This is a genomic window from Candidatus Eisenbacteria bacterium (assembly GCA_005893275.1).
Classification (GTDB): domain Bacteria; phylum Eisenbacteria; class RBG-16-71-46; order SZUA-252; family SZUA-252; genus WS-7.
In genome coordinates this window covers 74,369-96,408 of record VBOW01000013.1, presented here as the reverse complement: position 1 = coordinate 96,408, position 22,040 = coordinate 74,369, and the positions used below count along the sequence as shown (strand labels likewise).

Genomic DNA, 22,040 nt, shown 5'->3' with positions numbered 1-22,040 from the left:
CCGCGCGCGGGGTACGGTCAAGCTCGCGCCAGGAAAAACCGGTCGTAGAGAATGGCTGCGACCCCACCGCCGGCCAGGGGTCCTACCCAGTATACCCACTGATCCTGCCAATAATGCGAGGCAAGTGCGGGCCCAAAGGCGCGGGCGGGGTTCATGGCGGCCCCGGTCAGACCGCCTCCCATCAGAATATCGGCCGTGATCGTGAGACCGATGGCGAGCCCCGCGAAGCCGCCGGGCGCCCGCGGGTCCACCGCGGTACCGAACACCGAGATGACGAGGAAGAAGGTCAGGATCGCCTCGACCAGGAATCCTGTCTTGGATCCTATCGTTGGATCGACCGTCGGGGTGCCGAGATGAACGTCGACCGGCCCCCCCTGGTAGAGGTAGCTGAGAATTCCGGCAGCGAGCGAAGCACCGAGAAGCTGGGCGGCCCAGTATACGAACATCTTGCCCAGGCCCATCCGTCGGGTCACCCACATTCCGAACGAGATGGCTGGATTGAAATGGGCTCCGGAGATATGCCCGAACGCATAGACCCCGATCAGGATCGCGAGCCCGTGCGCCACCGCGATCCCCGTCGTTCCGACCGACTGCGTCGCCTGATGCTGCATGATGGCGCCCGCGCCGAAGAAGATGAGGCCGAACGTGCCGATCGTCTCCGCGAGAAATCTCCGTGCGGTCTGATTCATGCGTCCTCCGTAGCTTGAGTGCGCCGCGACTTCTCGAGCACCGCAACGGGTTCGCTAAAGACTTTCGACGGTCTTTCGATCCAGGCGCTTCGACAGCTCGACCAGAAGCCGCACCGCGGCGTCGTAGTCTTTGCGATCCATGATCGTGGAATGGCTGTGGATGTAACGGGTCGGGATGAAGATGACGAGCGAGGGAACGCCCGTATCGTACATATGGAATCGCCCGGCGTCCGTGCCGCCGCGTTCCACGGTGCCCAAGTGGAAGGGGATCTTTTGCTTCTCGCAGATCTCGATCGCGAGATTGCGGAGCTTCACGTTGGGAATCATCGAGGCGTCGTAGACCAAGATGCCCACGCCGCCACCCAGCTTCTCGTCGCCGTCCCCGAGAGAGCCCGGTGTATCGTGCGCGATCCCGACGTCCAGCGCGATCGCGACGTTGGGCTTGACCGCCGCGACGCTCGTTTGCGCGCCGCGCAGCCCCACCTCCTCCATCGTGGTGGCGACGCCGTAGACGGTGTTGGGGTGCGGCGCCTTCGCGAGCCGCCGGAGCGCATCCACGACCAGCGCGCACCCCACGCGGTTGTCGAGCGCCTTCGCGAGATAGAGCCGGTCGTTCGACATCACCGAGAAGGGCGCGTCGGGAATGATCGGATCGCCGGGCCGGATTCCGAGGCGTTTCTTCACGTCGAAGTAGGATGTGGCGCCGACATCGATGAACATGTCCTTCAGCTCCATGACCTTCCTTCGCTCATCCTCTTGAAGCTCGTGCGGGGGTTTCGAGCCGACCACGCCGAGCACGTCCCCTTTGGAGGTTCGGATGCGAACCTTGTGCGCGAGGAGAACGTGGCCCCACCAACCTCCCATCGGGAGGAATTTGACGAACCCTTCCTTGGTGACGCCCTTGACCATGAAGCCGACCTCGTCCATGTGGCCGGCCATCATGATGCGCGGCTCTTCCGATTTTCCCCGCTGCCTGCAGATAACGCTGCCGAGCCGGTCCTGGGACACCTCCCCCAAGCCGCGCAGGTGCCTCCGCATGATTCCCGCGATCTCGGTCTCATGTCCGGGAGGACCGAAGGCCTCGGTGAGCTCTTTCAGTAAGGTGTGGCTGGCGTCCATCCACGGCTCCTTGCAATGGGAAACAGGTCAGATTGGCGGGGCGAGTATCGGTCCGAGGGGCGGGGGTGTCAAGCCGTGCGCCGCGGTATGCCTCGGATTCGATGGTGGGGCCTTTGTATCCTCGGGAACTCGTCTTCCTTGAGAACGCTGACCGAACCGTCCACTTCGAGAATTGCGGAGCGCACCTCCTCCACGGTGTCGACCCCGTGTTCCCGCAAGGAGCGGAGCAGATCATCGCGCGTGACCCCTTCCCGCGCGAGATTCTGGCTCAGGATCCGCCCATGCCGGATGAGAATCGTCGGACTTCCCTCGATGAGCCGCTGGGCCTTGCCACTCCGCTGCACGAACCAGGCCACGACCAGGTTGACGCCGAACAGGGTGCCCGCGGCCATGAGCCCGCCGGCAAGGGACGTGTCGGGCCCGGTCATCGCGTTCTGGACCGCGTTCGCGAGGAGAAGGAGAAGGAGGAAATCGAAGGGGGTCATCTGTCCGACCTGGCGCTTCCCGGTGAGGCGGAGCCCCAGGAGAAGCGCCAGGTAGACAAAAGCCGTGCGAAAGGCGATGTCGACCAGCGTGCTACCGCTCGTGAGCGACACTGCTCGCTCGGCCTGTTCCTATCTCTGGACGATCACGATCGGCTTATCGACCCGGAGCGACACCTTCGCGCCCTCCGGAATCTCGAGCTCGTGGCCCTTGGATGCCAGAACGGCGCCGGTGCCGACAACGGCGCCGCCGACGGCGCCGATGATCGTGCTCTTGGTGCTCCCGCCCGCGACCTTGCCGAAGACCGCGCCGGCGACCGTGCTTCCGCCGATGATCAGCTTGTCGCGCGAGCTGGTGGATTTTGCCACCAGCTTCCCTTCGGCGTTCGCCACGGTCGCGTGGAGCGCCTTCGGGCCGTCCACCGTTTCGATCGAGGTGAATTCGAGGATGATCGACGCGCGCTCGTCCTTGCTCTTGCTGCGGGACGCGCGCTTCAAGTCCGAAATCGTGCCGCTGACCCGCGCACCCGCTTCCGCTACAACGACGCCCTCAATCGTGATCGGTGACGCCAGCTTCCCTTCGACGCGGTCCCCGGTGTTGGACGTCCGGGTGTCGACCGGGGTGATCATCTCGATATCGAAGGTCGTTCCGGCCGGGATCTCGGTGGTCCGCTCGCTCGCATACGTGGACGGGTTGCTCGGGGTGCTCGACGAGCCCTTGGTGCCGCTCGACGAGGAGCCGCTCGGGTGCGCCGCCTTCGTGCCCTTCGGCGGGGCCGCTCCTTGCTTGCCCGGCTCGGGTGGCGCGGTCTGCTCCGGAGGCGTTTCCGTGCCGTATCCCTGGCCGATCTGCGTCGAATCGTTCGCCTGGGACATGTCCGTTTGCGCCTTCTTCTGGCAAGCCGAGACCGCGAACGCCAAGAGGACCGCCAGGAGCGAGCATCCTAGAATCCGAATAGGCTTCATATGGATTCACCGTCCTTTTGCTAGTAGATGAAGTTGTACGTGAACCCGCCCATGACCTTGAGCTGGTTGACGTCGGACACGAAGGAATATCCGACCTCGCCGAAGATCCCGAGGTTCGGCATCACCTGGTTCTTGATGCCTCCCTGGACATTCAGGCCGAGCTTCGTGTCCGAGGTGTCGCCTAGGAATCCGGGAGGCACGTCGAATTTGATGATGTGAAGCCCGAGGCCGCCGCCCGCGTACGGAATCAGCCTGCCTCCTTCCACCGGGAAGTCGACGTTGATGTCGGTCGCGAGGGTGAAATCGCTGATATCCGAGCCGCCGACACCGACCTTCCAGTACTCGACCATCGGGATGACGTGGACGTTTCTCACGAACTCGCCCGCGTCGATGTGCACGCCGAGGGCGACGGTGCTGCTCGCGCCTTCGGGATCCACAAATCCTAAGCGGGCTCCGAGCCCCTGAAACCCGAGCCCGTGGCCTTCGGGCGCCGGCGCCGCTGCCGCGAACGCGGCGGACGACGAAAGGCCCAATCCGACCACGAGCGCCACCAGAAACGATCCGTTTCGCTTCATCGCGGAAACCCCCTCAGTGATTCGAGCGTGGCGCGGGTCGCCCCGGCCGTACCTTGGACGCCGACTCCCCGCGAGCAAAGTAGCCCAGAGGCGAGCCCGCGACAACTAGAACATGAACCGGAGTCCGCCGTGAAATGCGATCCCGTCAAAATCCGCTTCCTCACGAACGGTCTGGCCGATCGAGGGATCGAAGAACTCCGCTTTGGGCGTGCTCGCGTTCCAGACCGCCTCCCCGTAGAGCGAGGTCTGCCGCGCGAGGTTCAGATTGGCACCGGTGAACACCTGCGCTCCGAAGCCGTCGTAATCGTTTCGAAAGTCGACACCGTTCTCGTCCGTTCCTTCGATCGTGAGCCACTCCCAGCCCAGACCTCCGCCCACGTAGGGCTCGAACTGGGGGGTCACGGGAATGCGCACGCGAAGGGTTCCCATGAGCGGGACGAGATTCGTGTCGATGGATCGCGTCCTGACAACCGTCGTGACGTGAGTGCCGTCCGGTAGATCTCCTTGTCGGACGAACTCTTCGCCGCCGGTGGAGCGGTGATACCAGGAGAGCTGAATTCCGAGGTCCAACTGGTCGGCAAAAACGGACCCGACGCTTCCGTTCACGTAAAGCCCGGTCCCCGGCTGGTCGGATGGGTCGAATCTCCCCGCGCCCAAGGTCGCGAAATACTCGGGCCCGCGGTAGCCGTAGCCATAGTCATGCCCGCGATAGGGACGCCGGTGACGAATCGGTCCGTTTGTGAGAAGAGTCGACTGCGGCCCGGTGTGCTTGAATTGCGAGCCACCCGTGCCGAGCGCACCCGGCTGGAAGTCGAGCTGGGAAGCCGACGCGCTGCCCACCGTGAAGGCGAGCGCCACCATGGCTGCGACGATACGCATGTTCCTCCTCCTGAACGATGTGGGGTCCGGACTTGGGGCCATGCCCGGCCGAATGCAGCCCCCGTGCCATGAATCATCGCGCTGTGATTTCATGAGTTAGACCCCTATCACCGTACCGGACAGGGACGCCCGCGGCGCCCGGTTTACATCCCTGTGGTCATCCGTCCACACGGCCGCGGGCTTCCTTGGGTTTGACCCGTGGACCGGGCGCCGATAGGATGCCCGGCCATGCGCTTCGCCTTGGCCGGGCTCCTCCTGGGCGCGCTCGCGCTCGGCGCGGGATTCTCCGCCGCATTCGCGGAGCCTGCGGAGTTCCTTCCCACCACGCACGCCCTCTATGAAGACCTCGAAGCCCTCGTCGCGCGAGGTCTCGTTCCATCCTACCCGATCCACACGAGGCCTCTGGCGCGCGTGGATATCGCGCGGGCGCTCCTGGAAGCCCGGCAAGCCTTCCCGGCGCTGGAATCGGATTTGCATTTCCGGCGGCTTACGCGCGAGTTGGCGCGCGAGATCGCCGAGACGGGTTCCGAACCGGGGGAGAGGGAAACCGGACCGCTTCTCGACCTGGGCATGCGTGACCAGCGCTTTCGCGTCGCGCTCGCGGGGCACGCGCGCGGCGATTTCGACGAGAAGCGCGCGGCCGGGCACTTCCGGCTCCGGGACGAATCCTCCATAGCCGCACGGATGAGCCTTCAGCTTTGGCCGGGGTTCGGAGCGTACGAGGAGCTGGGCGTGACCCGGATCCGGGGCCAGAGAGAGTTCATCGACGCCATCGCGCTCCATACGGACCTCGAGGCCTCGGTCTTGCGCGGCGAGCTGACCGGGCGCGTGAACCGCCTCACGGCCGCCCTGGGGTACGACGCGGTCCGCTGGGGTCCGGGCCGGCGGGGCACCCTTCTTCTCTCCGACGCGGCGGGGCCGATGACCTTTTTCTTGATGCAGGGCGCCGTCCGCGGCAGGGTCAGCGTGACGGGCACCGCGATGACCGGCGTGGTCTCGGCCGCCGACCACCGCTTCCTCGCGGCGCATCGGCTCGAGCTCGATGTCGCGCCGCGGATCACGGTCGGGCTCGCGGAGGCCGCGCGCTACGCGGCGAGCGGAATCGACCTTCTCTACGCCTCGGGGCTCCTTCCCTACACGATCGTCGAGCGGATCCGGATTCGCGACGCCTCCAGGGACTCGCTGCGCGCGCTCGAGCGGGCGAACGCGATGGCCTCGGCCGACGCCTCGTTCCGCGTCTGGCGCGGACTGACGCTCTACGGCGAGCTGCTCGTGGACGATTACGCCACCGAGAGCGCCAACATGCCGAACCGGATCGCGTACCAGCTCGGGTTTCGAAGCGAGCGCCCGTACGGCGCCCACTACGTGCATTTTCTCGGCGAATACACGCGCGTTCGAAACTTCACCTACAGCGTGGACTACGGTCAGGACTTCATCTACCGGGGCCGCCCGCTCGGCTTCGCCTTGGGGCCCGACGCGGAGAACGTATTCCTCGAGTCGGCGTTCGACCTCTCGCGGGAGTGGCAGCTCCGCTGGAGCGGCGATTTCACCAATCACGGGGAGGGAAGGCTCGGCGTGCCCTGGTATCCCTCCCAGGGAGCGGTCTCGACGGTGGGGCTCTCCGGAATCGTGGAGGAGCGTCGCGAGGTGTGGGGGGACGCGAGGTGGATGCCGCGCGACAACGTGGACCTGAGCGTCGGCGTCGGATTTCGCCGCATTCGAAACGAAGGAAATCTGGGAGGGCACGACCGCGAGGCCTGGCTCGCGCGATTCGCGGCAGACGTGAGGTATTGACCGCGGCACGGAAGGCGCATTTCGGCGCCGCTAGTCCGGCACGCTTCGAAGCGGAACGAAGGCGCCGCGGTCCGCCTCGCCGCGCCCCTCCGCGCGCGCCCGCGCCTCCTCCCAGAACACCTCCTGCGCGCGAACGGGCCGGCGGCGGCTCAACCGCTTCGCCAGGGATCCGTCCGCACGGAGCTCCCGCGCCTTCACGTTGTCCGCGAAGAGCACGTCGAGGATGCGCGCCAGGCGCGCGCGCAGCTCCGGGTCGATGACGGGGAACACGAGCTCCACGCGGCGGTCCAGGTTGCGCGGCATCCAGTCCGCGCTCCCGAGGAACGTCTCCACGTCGCCCCCGTTCCGGAACTCGAAGATGCGGCTGTGCTCGAGAAACCGGTCCACGATCGAAACGACGCGGATGTGCTCGCTCATTCCTTTCACGCCCGGGCGCAGGAGACAGGAGCCGCGCACGTTGAGGAGGATTCTCACCCCGGCGTTCGAGGCTTCGTAAAGCGCGTCGACGATTGGCTCATCCACGAGCGCGTTCATTTTCGCCCGGATCTGGCCCGGATCTTCCGGCGTCGATTTCTCGATCTCGCGCCGGATCAAGCTCAGGATTCGGGAGCGCAGCCCGAGGGGCGCCATCGCGATCCTCCTCCAGGGAAGCGGTTCCGAATAGCCCGTGACGACGTTGAAGAACGCGGTCAGATCGGAGCAGATATCCTCGTTGGCGGTGAGAAGACTCAAATCGGAGTACTCGAGGACCGTCCGCTCGTTGTAGTTCCCCGTGCCCAGGTGGGCGTACCGCTCGATTCCTCCGGGACCGCGCCGCACGATCAGGAGCGCCTTCGCGTGGGTCTTGAGCCCCGCGAGGCCGTAGAGCACCTGCACTCCAGCGTCCTCGAGCCGCTGCGCCCAATTCGCGTTCCGCTCCTCGTCGAACCGCGCCTGAAGCTCGAGGAGGGCGGTCACCTGCTTTCCGTTTTCGGCGGCTCGCTCGAGCGCGCGCACGACCTCCGAGTTGGATGCGGTGCGGTAGAGCACCTGCTTGATCGCGAGCACGGACGGCTCCTCCGACGCGAGCCGGAGGAGCCGAAGCACGGGCTCGAAGCTCTCGTAGGGATGAAACAGAAGGAAGTCGCGCTCGGCGATCGCCTCCCAGATCGCGTCGCCGGACGGGATGTCGGGCGAGGGCTGCGGCGGCCAGGGCGCCGCCCGCGGCGCGGGGAGCGACGTGACTCGAGTGAATTCGATGAGGAACTTGAGGTCGAGCGGCCCGGGGAGTCGATAGACGCTCTCCGGCTCGAGCCGGAAGAACGCCGCCAGCCGTTCGGCGATCTCCCCGCTCGCCGAGGCCTCCAGTTCGAGGCGCACCGGATCGCCGCCCCGGCGCTGCTTCAAGACATGCTTCACCGCGTCGAGGAGATCCTCGGCCTCCTGGTCGTCGGTCGCGAAGTCGGCGTCGCGCGTCACGCGAAACAGAGCCGCCTCCCGGATTTCGTGGCCCGGGAACAACTCGGCCAGATGGTGGCGAACGACGTCCTCGAGGAAAGCGAAGTGGAAGCCGCCACGGCTTCCAACCTGGATCCATCGCGTGTACTGCCTGGGAAGCTGGACCAGCGCGAAACGCTCCGAGGAGCCTTCGCGTGCAAGCTGGATCGCGAAGCAGAGCGAGAAATTGGTGACGTGCGGAAAGGGCAGCCCGGGCTCGACCGCCGCCGGCGTCAAGATCGGCATGATCTCACGCGCGAAGAGGCGGTCCAGAAACCCGCGCTCCTTCGGCGTGAATTCCTCGGCGCTCAGGAAATGGACCCCGCTCTCGCGGAGCGTGGGCCCGATCTCGCGCTCATAGGTCCCGTAGGCGAGCCGCACCAGGTCCTGGCAGCGCTGCCCGATCTGCGCCAGGATCGCCGCTGTGGCCTCTTCCCCCGGCCCCTCGCGGTCCACGCCGGCCGCCATCGCCTCGCGGAGCCCCGCGACGCGGATCATGAAGAACTCGTCCAGGTTCGAGAAGAAGATGCCGAGGAATCGAGCGCGTTCCAGAACGGGCAACGTCGGATCCTGCGCCTCCTCGAGCACCCGCCCGTTGAAGCCGAGCCAGGTCAGGGCGCGGCTCAAGGTGCGCGGCTCGGACGGGGCGGCGCCGTCGGTCACGCGGTCTCCCGCAACACCGGTTTCAGCCCGAATACTTCCTCGAAAAGGGCCCCCTTCTGATCGAGGGTCAACCGCTCGAGCGCCACGTCTTCGGCCCCCTCGACGTCGATCCGAAGCTCGGCGTCTTCGATCGAGATCTTCGGATTCTGGATCCGCTGCGCATGTCCCTTGTCCAGAGCGTCGGCGACTCGGAGGATGGCCGAGAGCCGATTCACGGTGAGTCGGGCCCCCCTCGGGAGCGCCGCATACGCCGGATGATCGGACTGCGGACCGCCCTTGCGGTGGTACCGGGCAACGTTGGCCACGATCTCAAGGTCCATCCTGGATAGACCGAACACTTCGGAATTGATGAGGAGATAGTACGCGTGGCGATGGTGCCCGCGGGCGGCCACGTAGGTTCCGATGTCATGCACGATCGAGGCGACTTGGAGCAGCAGCCTCTCCCCTTCCCCCATCCCGTGCTGCGCGTGCGTCGCGTCGAATATGGCACGCGCGAGCGCGGCCGTGTGGAGCCCGTGGCGCTCGTCCGCGTGGTACTTGCGCGCGAGGTTCAGGGCCGCCGTGATCGTCTGCTCGGGAAAAAACACGGCCGAGCCGCTCTGGATCGACTTTCCCATCTGTAGCAGGAGCCCGTCGCGGATGCTCGCGCGCGCCACGAGGAGCCGGTCGACGGGATTCAGGCGGATCAGCTCGGCGTAGGCGAGGAAGGCCGGCGCCAGCGATTCGGCCTCGAGACTGGTGATGGAGAAGGATGCCGCGACCTCGGCAGGGGTCATCGTGAGGATCCGGTCCGCCAGGGTTCTTAGATCCTTCGCCGAGACCGCGGCAAGCTCCCCCTCCCCTCCGAGGGCGCGCGCCGCGAAGCGCGCCTCGGGGCCGATGGCGATCAGGTTCGCCACCTTCTCGAAGGGAAGGGTCCGCTTCACCGCGTGCATCATCTCGCGAACGTTGTGCTGGATGAGACGCGTCATGGCCCGCCGGTCGCCACTTTCCGCGCGGAGGAGCTCCCGCATCTTGAGCGTGCCGAGATCGTACGTGAGGGAACCGGCCACCTCCCCGTCGCGCATGAGGGCCCATTCGGTCGCGCCCGCGCCGAGCTCGAACATCAACGAATGCTCCCGGGCGAAGTCGGGCTGCGCCCCGAGCGCCTGCTGCACCGCCGCGAACGTGAGCAGGGTCTCCTGAGAGCCCTCGATGACCTCGACCTCGATTCCCGTCGCGAGAAATACCCGGTCGACAAACGTGTCGCGGTTCAGGGCCGCGCGCACGGCGCTCGTCGCCACCGCGCGTGTGTGGGTCACGCCGTAGCCGTCCATCATGGCGCGATATTGGCGGAGGATGTTGACCGCCTTCTGGATGCTCGCCGCCGACAGGGTCCCGGTGCGAAACGTCTCGCGGCCGAGCGCGAGCGGCTTCTGCACGTCCTCGAGGATGCGCGCGGATCCGTCCGCCTTGAGCTCGGCGAGCAGCATCCGCACGCCGCTCGCTCCCACGTCGATCACGGAGAGGATGGGAGGCGCGTTGGTGACACCGGGTGCGGCCGGCGGGGCCGGCGCGAGGTCAACCATGCGTCATCAGCACGGGCTCCAGGCCGAACTCCTCCTTGAAAAGGTCCCCCTTCTGACCGACCGACCATTCATCGAGTGTCACGTCCCCTCGCGTGCGCGCCTGGAGCATCAGCTCCGAGCCGTGCTTGGTCGCGGTGATGGCCACGATTCGCTGACGATGGTCGTGGTCCAACGCGTCCGCCAATCGCAGGATCGCGGCCAACGCGCGAACCCGCTCGCGGGCACGCTCCGAAAGCTCCGCGAAGCATGGGTGGCTCATGTCCGGAGGCGCCTTGCGGTGGTACCGCGCGACACACGCCACGATGTGAAGCTCCTCGTCGCTCAGGCCCAGGATCGGCGTTTCGGAGATGATATAGTACGCGTGCCGGTGGTGCCCCGACGCCGAGATGAAGTTGCCGATTTCGTGGAGAAGCCCCGCGATCTCGAGCAGGAGGCGGTCGCGCCTGCCCAGCTCGTGGTTTGGTTTGAGCTGATCGAAGAGCGACACCGCCAGGCCGGCCACATGGCGGGGATGCCTGGCATCGGACCCGTACTTGCGCATGACGGCCTGCGCGGCGTTCAGGGTCTGCGAGGTCTCGAGCTCCTTTTTTCCCGACGCTCCGGCTTCCCGGGCCAAATCGAGAAGGACCCCGTCGACCAACCCCGTGAACGGCACGATGACCTCTCGAGCCCTCGTGCGGGTCGCGACGAACTCGAAGATGGCGCCCGCCGGCACGATCACGTCGGCGCGGTCGGGCCGAAGATCGAATTTCCGAGCCCGCTCCTCGGCGTTGAGCTCCGCCAGGGCGGCGAGGAGCGCTCTCAGGCGCCCGAGGGAAAGCGGCACAGGCCTTCGCTCGCCCGAATCGCGGGAAGCGCCCCGACCCCCGGCCCGGCCCGGACCGTTCGCGCTCAGGGAGGCGAGCGCCTCGATATTTCCCCCGGTTCCGATGAGCTTGGACACGGCGCTCCCGCGCAGCGAGTCCAGAAGGGGAAATCGGGATGCGTGGATCGTCTCGCGCAAGAAGCGAAGGAAGCGAGCGCCCTGGGCATTCCCCACCCGTTCCAGCAATCGCACCGAACCCAGGTCGTGCGATTCCACGAGGAGGATCTGGCCGCGCTCCACGAGGGCCAGCTCGCTCGACCCGCCACCCACGTCCAGTATGAGCGAGGTCCCTCGCGCGAGGGATAGCTTGGCGCGGACACCGAGCGCGACCAGGCGCGCCTCCTCCGTTCCCGGGATCAAGTCCAGATCGATCCCCGTCTGGCTGTGCACGCGCTCCAGGAACGCCGCGCGGTTCTTCGCTTCGCGGGTCGCGCTGGTCGCGACCGCGCGGTGGAGCACGACGCCGTTGTCCTCCATGCGGCGCCGAAAGTCCCGGAACGCTCCGAGGGCCGCCTCGAGGGTTTCCGGCGCGATCCGCCCCGTTTGGAACACGGATTCCCCCAGCCGCACCGGTACCCGCCTTCTTTCGAGGATCTTGTACCGGGTCGGGCTCTTGAATTCGGCGATGGCGAGGCGCAGCGCGTTGCTTCCGACATCCATGCCGGCGCAGCGGATCGGGAAGGCCCGGGTCTTGGAAGTCGGCATGCTCCTATCTTACGTCATATGCTAGAGTTTCCGTAGAACTGGAGGTCGCAATGGAACTGCTCATCGTACGCCATGCCATCGCCGTCGAGCACGGCGATCCCGCCTTCAAGCGCGACGAGGACCGTCCGCTCACCCCCGAGGGAATGCACAAATTCCGCCTGGCGGCGCGCGGGCTCAAGGAATTCGCGCCGAAGCCCGTTCGCATCGTGTCGAGCCCCCTCATCCGTGCCCGGCAGACCGCCGAGATCCTGCGCGACGCCGTCGCCCCCAGGACGAAGATTGATCTCTGCGAGGATTTGGTGCCGGGCGGTGATTTCGGCCGCCTTCTCGCCTACGTCCAGGGGCTCCGCGCGGAGTGCGCGGCGCTCGTCGGGCACGAGCCGCATTTGAGCGGATTCACCTCCTATCTCCTGGTCGGCGAGAAATGCCAGGCAGGGCTGGTCTACAAGAAAGGCGGGGCCGCGCTCGTGAGCTTCCCCGACTCTCCGGGGCCGGGCCGCGGAACGTTGGAATGGCTGATCCAGCCCGGAGCGCTCCGCGAAATCGCCGCCACGTGAGGCCCGCCGCGATCGAGCGCGCCCGTCTCCGCCTGGAGCCCGGCGGGGCGCTTGAGCGCGCTCCCCGGCTCGATGAGAGCGCGTTCTCTCTTTACCAGGGCGACCGTTTGGCCGACGTGGCGTTGAAGAGCATCGGCCGGCAGCTCGCACGCCTGTTCTGGCATGAGGCCGGGGCGCGGCTCGGAGTCAATCCCGAGCACGTCCACGACATGCGCGTCGCGACGCGGCGGCTCAGGACGGCGCTCCGGGTCTTCGCCGCGGCAATTCCCCGAGAAACTCGACAGGAATGGCGCCAGGAGCTTCGATGGATCGGACGGGCGCTCGGAAGCGTTCGCGATTGCGATGTCGAGCTGGATCGGGTGAGACGGATGGCGGCAGATGCCCCGGAGCCGGAGCGGGCGGCGCTCTTCGTTTTCACGAGTCTGCTCGAGATCAAGCGCGCGCGCAAACGTGTGACCCTGCTCGAGAGGCTCGACTCACCGAGGTTCTCGAGATTCCGAAGACACGCGCAACCGTGGATCGAGTTGCGGCGGGTGACCCCGGACACGCGGGCCGCGAGGGCGCCCGCCTACATCGCGGGGCCCAGGGTCGTGGCGGTGTGGGATCGGCGAATGCTCGAAGCCTGCGATGAGGCGAAGCGGAAGACCACGGCGGAAAACGTCCATGCGCTGCGGATCGCGATCAAGGGTGCCCGCTATGCCGTGGAATACTTCGTGGAGCTGGAGGGTCCGGGCGCCCGGCGCCGCGCGAAGCACTTGGGAAGGCTCCAGAATATGCTGGGCGCGCGACAGGACGCCGCGGTCCTGCTCCGCCACATGCGACGCTATGCGCGGACGATTCCCTCGCGCGACGGGGAGCTCAGCCTGGGCGCGCGGATCGCGATCCGGAAGATCTCGCGGGCCGCGCGCGTCAGGAAAAGCGAATGGCGTGAGGTGCTGGAGCTAGGTTCCGGCGCGGAGCGGGCCTAACCCGCCCAGACCATCGCCTTGCGGGTCCACTGGCTCGAGGGATACCTGCTTTGCAAGAGCTGATGCGTCTCCTTCAGTTTCTTGGGATCGTTCGATGCTTTATAGGCTGAGACCCCGGCCCAATAGACAGCTTCCGGGGCGGCTTCGGTTGAAGGATACTCTTGGGCGGCCGCCCGGAAGTGCTTCTCCGCCACGGCGTACTTCTCCTGCTTGAACCATACTTTCCCGAGCCCCAGCTCGAGCTGGGCGAGTAAGTCCTCCGCGGGCAGGAAACCCTCGATCCTATGGCTTTCGACCCCATCCGGGCTCATGATGAGCTGGGTTGGGGTCCACAGGGCTCCGAAGCGCTTGAAGACCTGGGGTTGCTCTTTGATGTGAATCTTGGCGGGGATGAATTCGGAGCTGATCAGGTTTACGACCCGCTCGTTCGGATAGACCTCGGCTTCCAGCCGAGCGCAACCACCTCAGAGGGGCGCGGCGCTGAAATCGAGGAGGGCCGGTTTCGATTGAGTCTTCGCGGCTTGCAGTGCTTGGTCCGCGTCCTTGAGCCAGCTGATGGCGAGTGCGACCATGGCGGAACCCTCCGTGAGATGGCGAGCCGGCCGACAGGCATGCTTCGCCTACGATCAGCCCTGACCCCTCGGGCACCGGCTCCCACGTATAATTACGCGCCCATGGAGCGCGCGTGACAAGCAGCATTCGCGATCGGACACAGACGGCGGCCCCGTCCGTAGTGGTATTAGAGGCGGTCCGACGGCGTGAGCCGCAAGCGCTTGCCGCGTTCTTCGAGCAGCATTTCGATCACGTCTACGGCCTTGTGTACCGATTGCTCGGCGACAGGCACTGGGCAGAGGACGCGACCCAGGAGGTCTTTCTCAAGCTCCACCGAGCGGCTCATACCCTGGATCCGGATCGCGATCCCGGGGCGTGGGTCACGACGATCGCTTACAACGTATGCCGCGACCTGTGGAGATCGGGCGCGTACCGGCTCTCGCGGCAATCGATATCGATCGATGATCCGGACCACGGGGACGGAGCCATTCCCTCGAATCGGGAGGACCCCGAAGGCGAGCTGATCGCCGCGGAGCGCGAGAAGCTCGTGCAGGATGCGATCGGCAGATTACCGGAATCGCTCCGGGCCGCCGTGGTATTGCGCGAGTATCAAGGGTTCAGCTACGAGGAGATCGCATCGGTGACAGGTACGACCCCGGTTGCCGCGCGCAAGCGCTACTCCCGCGCCTTGGCGGAGCTGGGAAAGCTGCTGGAGAGCACGATCAAGTGATCGATCGCGAAGCTGAAAACTCAGGGGACGGAGAGCCCGAGGTCTTGGGAAGAATCCGCGGCCTGACCCCTCCGCGCGCGGAGCCTTCCTTTCGCGAGCGCCTCAAGAGGGATTTCGTCTCCGGCAGCGTAGGCGACCGCCCCCGTGGCGTGGCGATCTCGCCTCACCGGCGGCGTCCCATCCTTGGTTGGGCCTCCGGACTTTCGGCCGCCGCGGCGGTCGCGTTCCTCGTCGCGGCGCTCAACCAGCCGCCGCGCTGGACCGCGCTCCCGAGCGGAGGCTCCGGTAACGTCGTCGTGAACGGCCTCTCGATCCCGGTTCGCGAGACGGCCGAGCTGACGCGTCGGATCAGGCCGGGCTCCCGAATTCGACTCGAGAGCACCAAGGAGCTGGATCTGGTCAGCTCCGGGGTCCTCGCGATGCAGCTCTCCCCCGGAACCGAGATGGTCCTCCCGCCGCCCCCCGGACGCTGGTTCGGTCGAGGCGCCCGGGCCAATGTGGCAGGCGGACTGCTGCGCGTCACCACCGGGAGGCGCTTCCACGGCGCGCGCCTCGCGATCACGACACCCGACGCCACGGTCCGCGTGACGAGCACCACCCTTGCCGTGATCGCCCAGCCTGCGGGCACGTGCGTCTGTGTGCTCGAAGGAACCGCCCATGTCGGTCCCCATCGGGGCGCGATGACCCGGGTGAGGCCGGGGTCCCGCTGCGAGGTCGCGCACGGCGGCCAAACGCCCAAGACGGGCGACATGCTCGATGCGGAGCGGCCCAGGCTGGTCGACCTTCGCGATCGCATGCAGGCGGTGATGAACTAGGGGCGGAGGACCGGGGCGGCGCGTCGCGCGAGGCAATTGTGGACGCGGCCGGAGTCCCGCCCTATTCTCGCCCACAATGCGGCCACCTTCAGGGAAGGCGCGGTGGCACCGGGAGCGAGTGCTCGTCCCCATCGCCGCGCTGGCGTGCTCCGTTTGGGCGCTTTGCTCCATCCCACGGCCCGCACTCGCCGTATACGACCCGCTTGAGGAAATCCCCGTCGAAAGCCCGATCTACTCCGACCTCGAGTCCTTGGCGCTCCGCTTCGGAGCGCCAGGGTTTTTCGTCAGCCGGCGGCCGTGGACTCGCGGGGAAGCGCTCGAGTACCTGAGCGATTTACGGCTGCGCAAGGGCGGCGCCGAAGGAGACCCTTCTTTCTTGCGCATCGAGCGCGAAGTATCTCCGAATGCCCCAGGGGCCAGGCCCCCAGGGTGGACGTTGAACGATGAGGATCGTCGGCTCGAGGTATCACCCTACGCGGTGGCGCTCTACCAGGAGGACCCGTCCCGCCGGCCCACCGTGAATCGCGACTATCGACTCGGAGCTCAGGCGAGCGCGCGCGCGGCCACCCGCTTGTTGATCTTCGGCGATATGTATGCCGGTACCGCCTCGCAAGGAGGCCACGGCACACCCAACTTCGGAACCAAGTTCGCGATCGCCGAGGGAGTGGATTTCAACGCCTGGCTCGACCGCGCCTACCTCGCGCTGGAAGGCGCCGACGCGCCGCATCGCATACGTGCGACGCTCGCCCACTCCTGGGTCCGATGGGGACCAGGCGCCACCGGGACGCTGGGCGTTTCGGATGCCGCGCCGGCGCTCGACCGGCTCGGGTTCGACATCGGCATCTTGCGCGGCCTGGAAATCTCCTGGTTCGTCTCGAGTCTGGACCCTGTCGAGCAGCTCTACTATGCCGCGTCCCGTATGAGTATCCGACTCGGTGAAGGCTTGGAGCTCGGAGTGGCCGAGGAGGCGCGCTTCGACGGCACCGATCAACTTTTCTATTATCTCATCCCCGCCTTCCCATACACCTTCATCGAAAAGCGCGTGGACGCGTTCACGGCAGCCACGGATACGACGAACAAATTCAAGAAGAACAACGTCATGGCGTCGGTTGACTTCAGCTGGAGCGTGACGCGCGGTTTCCGCTGGTACGGTGAGTTCCTACTCGACGATTACTCGATAGCGTCGACGTTCAAGCCCAAGCAGATCGGATGGCAAACCGGTCTCCACGCGGCGCGGGCTCTGAATGGCCACCGGATCGCGTCCGTCCGGGCGGAGTACACGCGGATCTACGACTTCGTGTACACGGTCTGGCACGGCCACGACTTCGAGTTCGCGGGACGCCCACTCGGGTATGTGCTCGGGCCGGATGCCGAGCAGGCGTGGACGGAAGCTCGGTTGGATTGGAGTGTGCCCTGGACTGCGACGATTCACGCAGCGCGCGTTCGAAAGGGGGAGGGGTCGATCGGGCAGCCTTGGGATCCCGCTTTGGGAAAGGTCGACAACGTGCCTCTTTCGGGCGTCGTCGAGCGCACGTGGAGCGCCAGCGCGGGGATAGCATTTCGGCCATCGGCCGGCCTGTCCCTGGAGGGGCGTGTCGGATACTCGGACATAAGCAACGCCGAGCATGCTCCAGGAGCCGACCGCCAACACGTCACCGGCTCGATCGACGTACAGGCCCGGTGGTAGCGTTCAGGTTCACTTCGAGCTGAGGGGAGTCGTCGCCTCCCTCAGGACCCCCAAGCTCCTCATCCTTTCCTGGGCCGCGGCGGCGGCGTTGTGAAACTCCGGATGCGCGGTGGCCCAGGCGACATATCCCCGCACTACATCCGCGAGGCTCTCGGCAGGCGCCCACCCGTGGCTCTTGAGCCGGGAAATGTCGGAGCGGATGTGCCTCGTGTCCCCCACTCGATAGAGGCCAGTGATTCGCGGTTCGCAGTCCATGCCGGCGGCATGCCCGACCAGCTTCGCCAGGTCGAGCACCGAAATCGAGCGATCTCCCCCGACATTGAAGGAGCCGCCGTGCATTCCTGCCCTCTCCAGGGGGAGGAGCGTCGCGCGAACGACGTCGCGGATGCCGACGTAGTCCCGCAGCTGATTCCCGTCCTCGTAAATTACCGGCTGAATCCCGGAGCCGAGCTGCGCGGTGAAATTGCGCAGGGCCCCTGAGTACGCGTTCCGGAAGGATTGCCGCGGTCCTTGAACGATCGAGTACCGGAATGCGACGCTGGGGATCTTGTAGCGCGCACCGAGCTTCACGGCGATTTCGTCCTGATCCCGCTTGGATAGACCGTACGGATTATGCGGGTTCATCACTGTTTCGTCCGTCCATGCGACCTCCAGCGGACGTCTGCACCGCGGACACGCGTGATCCCATTCGCCATGTGTTAGCTGCTCTTCAGAGCGCGGACCGGGATAGACGTCCCCATCGCCAGCGCATCGGTGCCGACCCTCGCCGTAGACCGCCTGGGAGGAAGCGACCACGACCAAGTCCACGTTTCGAGACTCGGAAACGATCAGCTCGTAGAGGAGAGCCGTGGAGGCCGCGTTCGTCGTGAAGAACGTGCTGAAATCGGGGAGGTAGTCCTGATACGCCGCCATGTGAAACACGTACTGCACTCCTCGGAGCGCTCTCCGCATGCATTCCGGATCGCGAACGTCGGCGCGGATGAATTCCGCATCGGCGGGAACGTACTCGGGGACACGGCCGTTGTGGACCGGAGGCGTCAGGAGATCGAGGATCCGGACCTCGATGCCGCGCGCGAGCAGCGCGTCGACCACATGGGAACCGATGAATCCAGCGCCGCCGGTGACCAGCGCCCTCGACATCTAATAGGCTCCTCTCGAGCGGACGATCGCCCCGATCGTCGCGAGCAGGATCTTCAGATCGAGCCAGAGCGTCCAGCGTTCGATGTAGTCGATGTCGAGACGGACCCATTCGGTGAAATCCCGGATGTCCGATCGGCCGGAAATCTGCCACAGGCAGGTGATCCCGGGTTTGACGGACAGCTTGCGACGTTGCCACGCTTCGAATCGGCTCCACTCTTCCTGCAACGGGGGGCGCGGACCCACGAGGCTCATATCTCCCTTGAGAACGCTCCAGAGCTGGGGCAGCTCGTCGAGGCTGAAACGGCGCAGCCACCGTCCGACACTGGTCACGCGCGGATCATGACGGATCTTGAACACCGGCGATGTCATCTCGTTCCTCGACTCCAAACCTGCCCGGTGCGCATCGGCTTCGGGAATCATGGTGCGGAACTTGTACCCGGTGAAGGGGCGGCCCCGGACTCCCACGACCTTCCACCGGTAGAGGATCGGATTCCCCGAACTGAGTCGGACCACAACGGCGATCGTAGCGAACACCGGGCTCAGAAGAGCAAGCCCCAGTGTCGCTCCTGTAACGTCGAGGCACCGCTTCAGGAGGAGTTGGGCGCGGATGCCGGCGGCCATGTAGCGTGGTGGCAGCGCGAAGGGGTCGTCCGAGCGCTCGCGCGACGGAGACGCGGCGACCGGCGCACTGCGCGCCGGAGACGACGCCGTCAACGGACGACTTCCTCCACCGCTCCGTTTGTCACGAGACGCTCTCTCATCGCGCGCCGGACATAGCAGGTGAGGACATGCTCCAGAACCAAGTGGGCCGATTCGACCCAGCCATAGTCATCGCTCTCAACGATCACGGCGTGATCCACGATGAGCGCGGCGCGTCCGCCGTCCCGTCCCAGGAGGGCCACGGTGATGAGATTCATTTCTCTCGCCACCGACAGCGCCTCGATGAGATTCGGCGACGATCCACTGACGGAGAACAGGACGAGCGCGTCGCCTCGCGCCGCCATCAGGCGCAGCTGTTCGGCGAACACGCTGTCAAACGAGAGATCGTTCCCCCAGGCGGTGAGCAGGGCCGCGTTGTCGCTGAGAGAGATCGCGCGGGTGCCCCGACCCTCGACCCTCGTCGCTTTCTGGAGGTCGCACGCGAAATGATTCGCGGTGCTTGCGCTCCCTCCGTTCCCGGCTGCGAATATCGTCCCGCCGCGGAACCGCACGTCGGCCAGAGCCTCACCGGCCCGAGCCACGGCTGCCACATCCACCGCCTCGATCGCTCTGCGTGCACCGGCCAGCCACTCCTTCACCTCGTCGTACATCATCAGCGCAGTCCCTCCCCCGTTGCCTCGGCTGGGTCGCCCTCGAAGACATCTTCCCAGCTCGCAGCCTCTGGAGCTTGGGATCCATCCTCGAGCACGGCAGCCTTCGGCCCGTCATTCGCGTTCCAGCGCGCGAGCAGGCTTCTTCTTCCCATGCAGCGCCAAATCAACTCTCTTCCTGTCTGAGCCAGGATTTGCAGATCGAGCATGAGCGTGCAGTTCCGGACGTAGTAGAGATCCAGCGCGACCCTCTCTTCAACCGCATCCTCCGCGTCCCGAAGCCGCCAGAGACCCGTGAGCCCTGAGCGCACGGCGAAGAGATTCGCGCGCCATCGCTCGTGCGCCGGCAGCTCTTCCATCCGGATGGGCCGAGGCCCGACGAGACTCAAATCCTGGCAGAACACGTTCCAGAGAGCCGGGAGCCTCGCCAGGACCGGCGAGCACGTGAGCCGTACATTCAGCCCGGCGAGACGGAACGGCCGCCCGCACGTACCAAGGACGGGTTGAAATTCGAACATTGGAGAGCGGCAAATCCACGCCTTCACCCTCCAATACCCGAAGAGAGGGGCAAGGAGGAGGAGCATCACTCCCGAAATCGATTGATCGAGGGATCGCTTCGTTGCCGCATTGAATCCCGAGAGTCGGTTGCGGTTCAGGCTGAGCATAGGGACGTACGCCACATGGCTCAGCTCTGCCGAAGTGGTAAGGAGGTCGTAGAAGGTCGCGGAAATCTTCCCCTCGAGCGGTGAGTCGGGACGGGTGACCAGTTCCGCGAGCTGGCGTTGGCTTTCCCAGGCGAGGCCGCCCATGATGATCACGACCTCGTCCGCTCTGAGCTCGCGGGCCTTGATCCGCGCCGAACCGGGGTGACCGACGACCGCGAGTCCCGGTAGCACTTCCGTCCCGGGACGCTGGTAGTCATCCAGGAATCCGACGACCACTGTTCCGTGGCGTAGTGGAGCGTGAAGCTGTTGTGCGACCGCGATTCCCTGCTGGTTTGCCCCAGCAATGAGAACCCGCCTGATGAGGGCTCCGCCCTTGCGCCACTGAAGCGCGACCCCTCGCCAGATCAACCGTGAAAGGAACAGCGCGAGAATGCTTCCGCTCCAAGATCCGACGAGCCACCCCCGCGAAGCGGGCAGCTGGCTACCTGCGAAATGGCTGAGCACGGTCATCGCGACGGTTGCGTAAGTCGAGGCGGTCACGAGCAGCGGATACACGCGGTGGCCGTCCGTCAGCGCACTCCTGCGATACGTGCCCTGCTGCCACGCGAGCGCGAGCGTCACGATGAGGCCCCCGATGCCGAGAAGAATGCACGACTCCCAGATCACCGGGTTTCGCAGTACCCCCGGCACGCCGAATCTCACCGCGGCCGCTGCGGTGTATGCGGTCACGATCGCGACGGCATCGGTCGCGATAATTCCTAAACGGAGGCGGCGCCAGTCCCGATCCATTTTCCCTCAGGGTAGGAGAGGCCCGGAACGTGCGGCACCGAATTCACCAGCACCTGAGCGCCGCCGTCATCGAGATGGAACGCCATTCGCGCGACCCCGAAACCCCGGAGAGCACTCGTGACGCGCCCCTGATTTTCGGGTTCGCAGTAGAGGAGCAGGAAGCCGCCTCCACCCGCTCCTGTGATCTTGCCCCCACTCGCGCCCGCGTCGAGCGCGGTCTGATAGAGCCGATCGAGGCGGTCGTTGCTGACACCGGTCGCCAGCAGCCTCTTACGCTGCCAGGATCGGTGGAGGATCTCGCCGATTTCACGCATCCTGCCGGTTTCGAGCGCCTCGCGCATCGCGAACGCGTCCCCCTTGATTCCGTGAAGGCTTTTGGTCACGGATGAGCTGCGGTCGGAGGAGGAACGCTTCTGCGAATCCAGGATGGTTGCGGCGTTTCGAGACGCGCCCGTGTAGAAGAGCATCAGGCTGCGCTCCAACTGATCGCGGAGCTCGAGCGACAGCTGGATGGGGGACACCGAGGTCCCCTCCGGCCGGAACTCGATCCAGTTGAGACCTCCGAATGAGGCCGCGAATTGATCCTGGAGCCCGATCGGCCGCCCCTCCTTGACGATTTCGATGTAGGAAGCCAGTTCGGCAATTTCCTGCTTGCTCGCACGCCTTTGGCAAAGGGTGGCCAAGGCTTTGACGAGCGCGACCGCCACAGTACTGGAACTGCCGAGTCCCGTTCCAGGGGGAACCTCGCTGGCGGTGAAGACGCAAAGTCCCCGCGCGATCCCGAACTCACTCAGGATGGATTTGAGATACGCTAGGTCTCCTTCGCCGGAGTCCCCTTCCTCCGCGTCCACACGTTCGAAGGTACGAAACTCGGAAGAAGTGATTTGTACCATGTCATCGATCGTTCGGCTCAGAAATACGTAGAAGTACTTATTAATTGTGGCGCTTACGACCGCGCCCCCGAAGCGGGAGTAATACGCCTCCAGATCCGTGCCGCCACCGGCGAACGAGACTCGGAGCGGGGCGCGCGCAATCAGCATGGGCGC

Annotated in this window: 21 protein-coding genes; 6 read left to right on the top strand and 15 right to left on the bottom strand. The window is 65.8% G+C overall.

From position 1 onward, the window contains the following. Nucleotides 1-17: 17 nt before the first annotated feature. The 6 genes from E6K76_01200 to E6K76_01175 form a co-directional block, all read right to left on the bottom strand. Complete coding sequence (locus E6K76_01200) at nucleotides 18-689, bottom strand: aquaporin (GenBank protein ID TMQ60642.1); 672 nt, start codon at nucleotides 687-689, stop codon at nucleotides 18-20. Nucleotides 690-743: 54 nt separating this feature from the next. Then, nucleotides 744-1,808 (bottom strand): M42 family metallopeptidase, encoded by a 1,065-nt coding sequence (locus E6K76_01195; GenBank protein ID TMQ60641.1) that lies wholly within the window; start codon nucleotides 1,806-1,808, stop codon nucleotides 744-746. Between the two features lie 68 nt (nucleotides 1,809-1,876). Further along, complete coding sequence (locus E6K76_01190; protein TMQ60640.1) at nucleotides 1,877-2,404, bottom strand: DUF421 domain-containing protein; 528 nt, start codon at nucleotides 2,402-2,404, stop codon at nucleotides 1,877-1,879. 18 nt (nucleotides 2,405-2,422) lie between these two features. After that, nucleotides 2,423-3,256: a hypothetical protein gene (locus E6K76_01185; protein ID TMQ60639.1), complete on the bottom strand. Its 834-nt coding sequence runs from the start codon at nucleotides 3,254-3,256 to the stop codon at nucleotides 2,423-2,425. A gap of 20 nt (nucleotides 3,257-3,276) precedes the next feature. Next, a complete protein-coding gene (locus E6K76_01180; GenBank protein TMQ60638.1) occupies nucleotides 3,277-3,831 on the bottom strand; it encodes a porin family protein in 555 nt (184 codons plus the stop codon). 105 nt (nucleotides 3,832-3,936) lie between these two features. Then, nucleotides 3,937-4,803, bottom strand: coding sequence for a porin family protein (locus tag E6K76_01175; GenBank protein TMQ60637.1), 867 nt, complete (start codon nucleotides 4,801-4,803; stop codon nucleotides 3,937-3,939). A 135-nt stretch (nucleotides 4,804-4,938) separates the two neighbouring features. On the opposite strand from E6K76_01175, the gene E6K76_01170 reads away from it, so the two are divergent. Continuing rightward, a complete protein-coding gene (locus E6K76_01170) occupies nucleotides 4,939-6,504 on the top strand; it encodes a capsule assembly Wzi family protein (GenBank protein ID TMQ60636.1) in 1,566 nt (521 codons plus the stop codon). A gap of 30 nt (nucleotides 6,505-6,534) precedes the next feature. Here the strand turns inward: E6K76_01170 and ppk1 are convergent, their stop codons facing one another. Genes ppk1 through E6K76_01155 form a run of 3 tightly spaced genes read right to left on the bottom strand, consistent with a single transcriptional unit; the run spans nucleotide 6,535 to nucleotide 11,781 of the window. Continuing rightward, nucleotides 6,535-8,676, bottom strand: coding sequence for a polyphosphate kinase 1 (ppk1, locus tag E6K76_01165; GenBank protein ID TMQ60635.1), 2,142 nt, complete (start codon nucleotides 8,674-8,676; stop codon nucleotides 6,535-6,537). Continuing rightward, nucleotides 8,640-10,211 carry an HD domain-containing protein gene (locus E6K76_01160; protein ID TMQ60634.1) on the bottom strand — a complete coding sequence of 524 codons (1,572 nt, stop codon included), beginning with the start codon at nucleotides 10,209-10,211 and terminating at the stop codon, nucleotides 8,640-8,642. Before E6K76_01160 ends, ppk1 begins: the two co-directional genes overlap by 37 nt. Further along, complete coding sequence (locus E6K76_01155; protein ID TMQ60633.1) at nucleotides 10,204-11,781, bottom strand: Ppx/GppA family phosphatase; 1,578 nt, start codon at nucleotides 11,779-11,781, stop codon at nucleotides 10,204-10,206. The genes E6K76_01160 and E6K76_01155 overlap by 8 nt, the downstream gene beginning before the upstream one ends. Before the next feature lie 50 nt (nucleotides 11,782-11,831). Between E6K76_01155 and sixA the strand changes: the two genes are divergently transcribed. Together sixA and E6K76_01145 are read left to right on the top strand one after the other, a co-directional pair. Further along, complete coding sequence (gene sixA / locus E6K76_01150) at nucleotides 11,832-12,338, top strand: phosphohistidine phosphatase SixA (GenBank protein TMQ60632.1); 507 nt, start codon at nucleotides 11,832-11,834, stop codon at nucleotides 12,336-12,338. After that, the gene (locus tag E6K76_01145; protein TMQ60631.1) at nucleotides 12,206-13,306 is read left to right on the top strand and encodes a CHAD domain-containing protein; all 1,101 of its coding nucleotides are present in this window, start codon (nucleotides 12,206-12,208) and stop codon (nucleotides 13,304-13,306) included. The genes sixA and E6K76_01145 overlap by 133 nt, the downstream gene beginning before the upstream one ends. Here E6K76_01145 and bamD read toward each other — a convergent pair. Further along, entirely contained in the window at nucleotides 13,303-13,617 is a 315-nt protein-coding gene (bamD, locus tag E6K76_01140; GenBank protein ID TMQ60630.1) for an outer membrane protein assembly factor BamD, read from the bottom strand. The genes E6K76_01145 and bamD overlap by 4 nt on opposite strands. A gap of 374 nt (nucleotides 13,618-13,991) precedes the next feature. On the opposite strand from bamD, the gene E6K76_01135 reads away from it, so the two are divergent. From E6K76_01135 to E6K76_01125, 3 genes are all read left to right on the top strand, one after another. Beyond that, nucleotides 13,992-14,588 carry an RNA polymerase sigma factor gene (locus tag E6K76_01135; protein TMQ60629.1) on the top strand — a complete coding sequence of 199 codons (597 nt, stop codon included), beginning with the start codon at nucleotides 13,992-13,994 and terminating at the stop codon, nucleotides 14,586-14,588. Continuing rightward, nucleotides 14,585-15,403 (top strand): hypothetical protein, encoded by an 819-nt coding sequence (locus tag E6K76_01130; GenBank protein TMQ60628.1) that lies wholly within the window; start codon nucleotides 14,585-14,587, stop codon nucleotides 15,401-15,403. Before E6K76_01135 ends, E6K76_01130 begins: the two co-directional genes overlap by 4 nt. 76 nt (nucleotides 15,404-15,479) lie before the next feature. Beyond that, nucleotides 15,480-17,090, top strand: coding sequence for a capsule assembly Wzi family protein (locus E6K76_01125; protein TMQ60627.1), 1,611 nt, complete (start codon nucleotides 15,480-15,482; stop codon nucleotides 17,088-17,090). Between the two features lie 9 nt (nucleotides 17,091-17,099). On the opposite strand, the gene E6K76_01120 is transcribed toward E6K76_01125, so the two are convergent. The 5 genes from E6K76_01120 to E6K76_01100 form a co-directional block, all read right to left on the bottom strand. Then, on the bottom strand, nucleotides 17,100-18,230 hold the full coding sequence (locus E6K76_01120; protein TMQ60626.1) for an NAD-dependent epimerase/dehydratase family protein: 1,131 nt from the start codon (nucleotides 18,228-18,230) through the stop codon (nucleotides 17,100-17,102). Continuing rightward, nucleotides 18,231-18,851: a sugar transferase gene (locus E6K76_01115; GenBank protein ID TMQ60711.1), complete on the bottom strand. Its 621-nt coding sequence runs from the start codon at nucleotides 18,849-18,851 to the stop codon at nucleotides 18,231-18,233. 89 nt (nucleotides 18,852-18,940) lie between these two features. Then, the gene (locus E6K76_01110) at nucleotides 18,941-19,543 is read right to left on the bottom strand and encodes an SIS domain-containing protein (GenBank protein ID TMQ60625.1); all 603 of its coding nucleotides are present in this window, start codon (nucleotides 19,541-19,543) and stop codon (nucleotides 18,941-18,943) included. Beyond that, nucleotides 19,543-20,994, bottom strand: a complete 1,452-nt coding sequence (locus E6K76_01105; GenBank protein ID TMQ60624.1) for a hypothetical protein — start codon at nucleotides 20,992-20,994, stop codon at nucleotides 19,543-19,545. The genes E6K76_01110 and E6K76_01105 overlap by 1 nt, the downstream gene beginning before the upstream one ends. Next, nucleotides 20,964-22,034 (bottom strand): GHMP kinase, encoded by a 1,071-nt coding sequence (locus E6K76_01100; protein ID TMQ60623.1) that lies wholly within the window; start codon nucleotides 22,032-22,034, stop codon nucleotides 20,964-20,966. Before E6K76_01100 ends, E6K76_01105 begins: the two co-directional genes overlap by 31 nt. Nucleotides 22,035-22,040 lie beyond the last annotated feature (6 nt).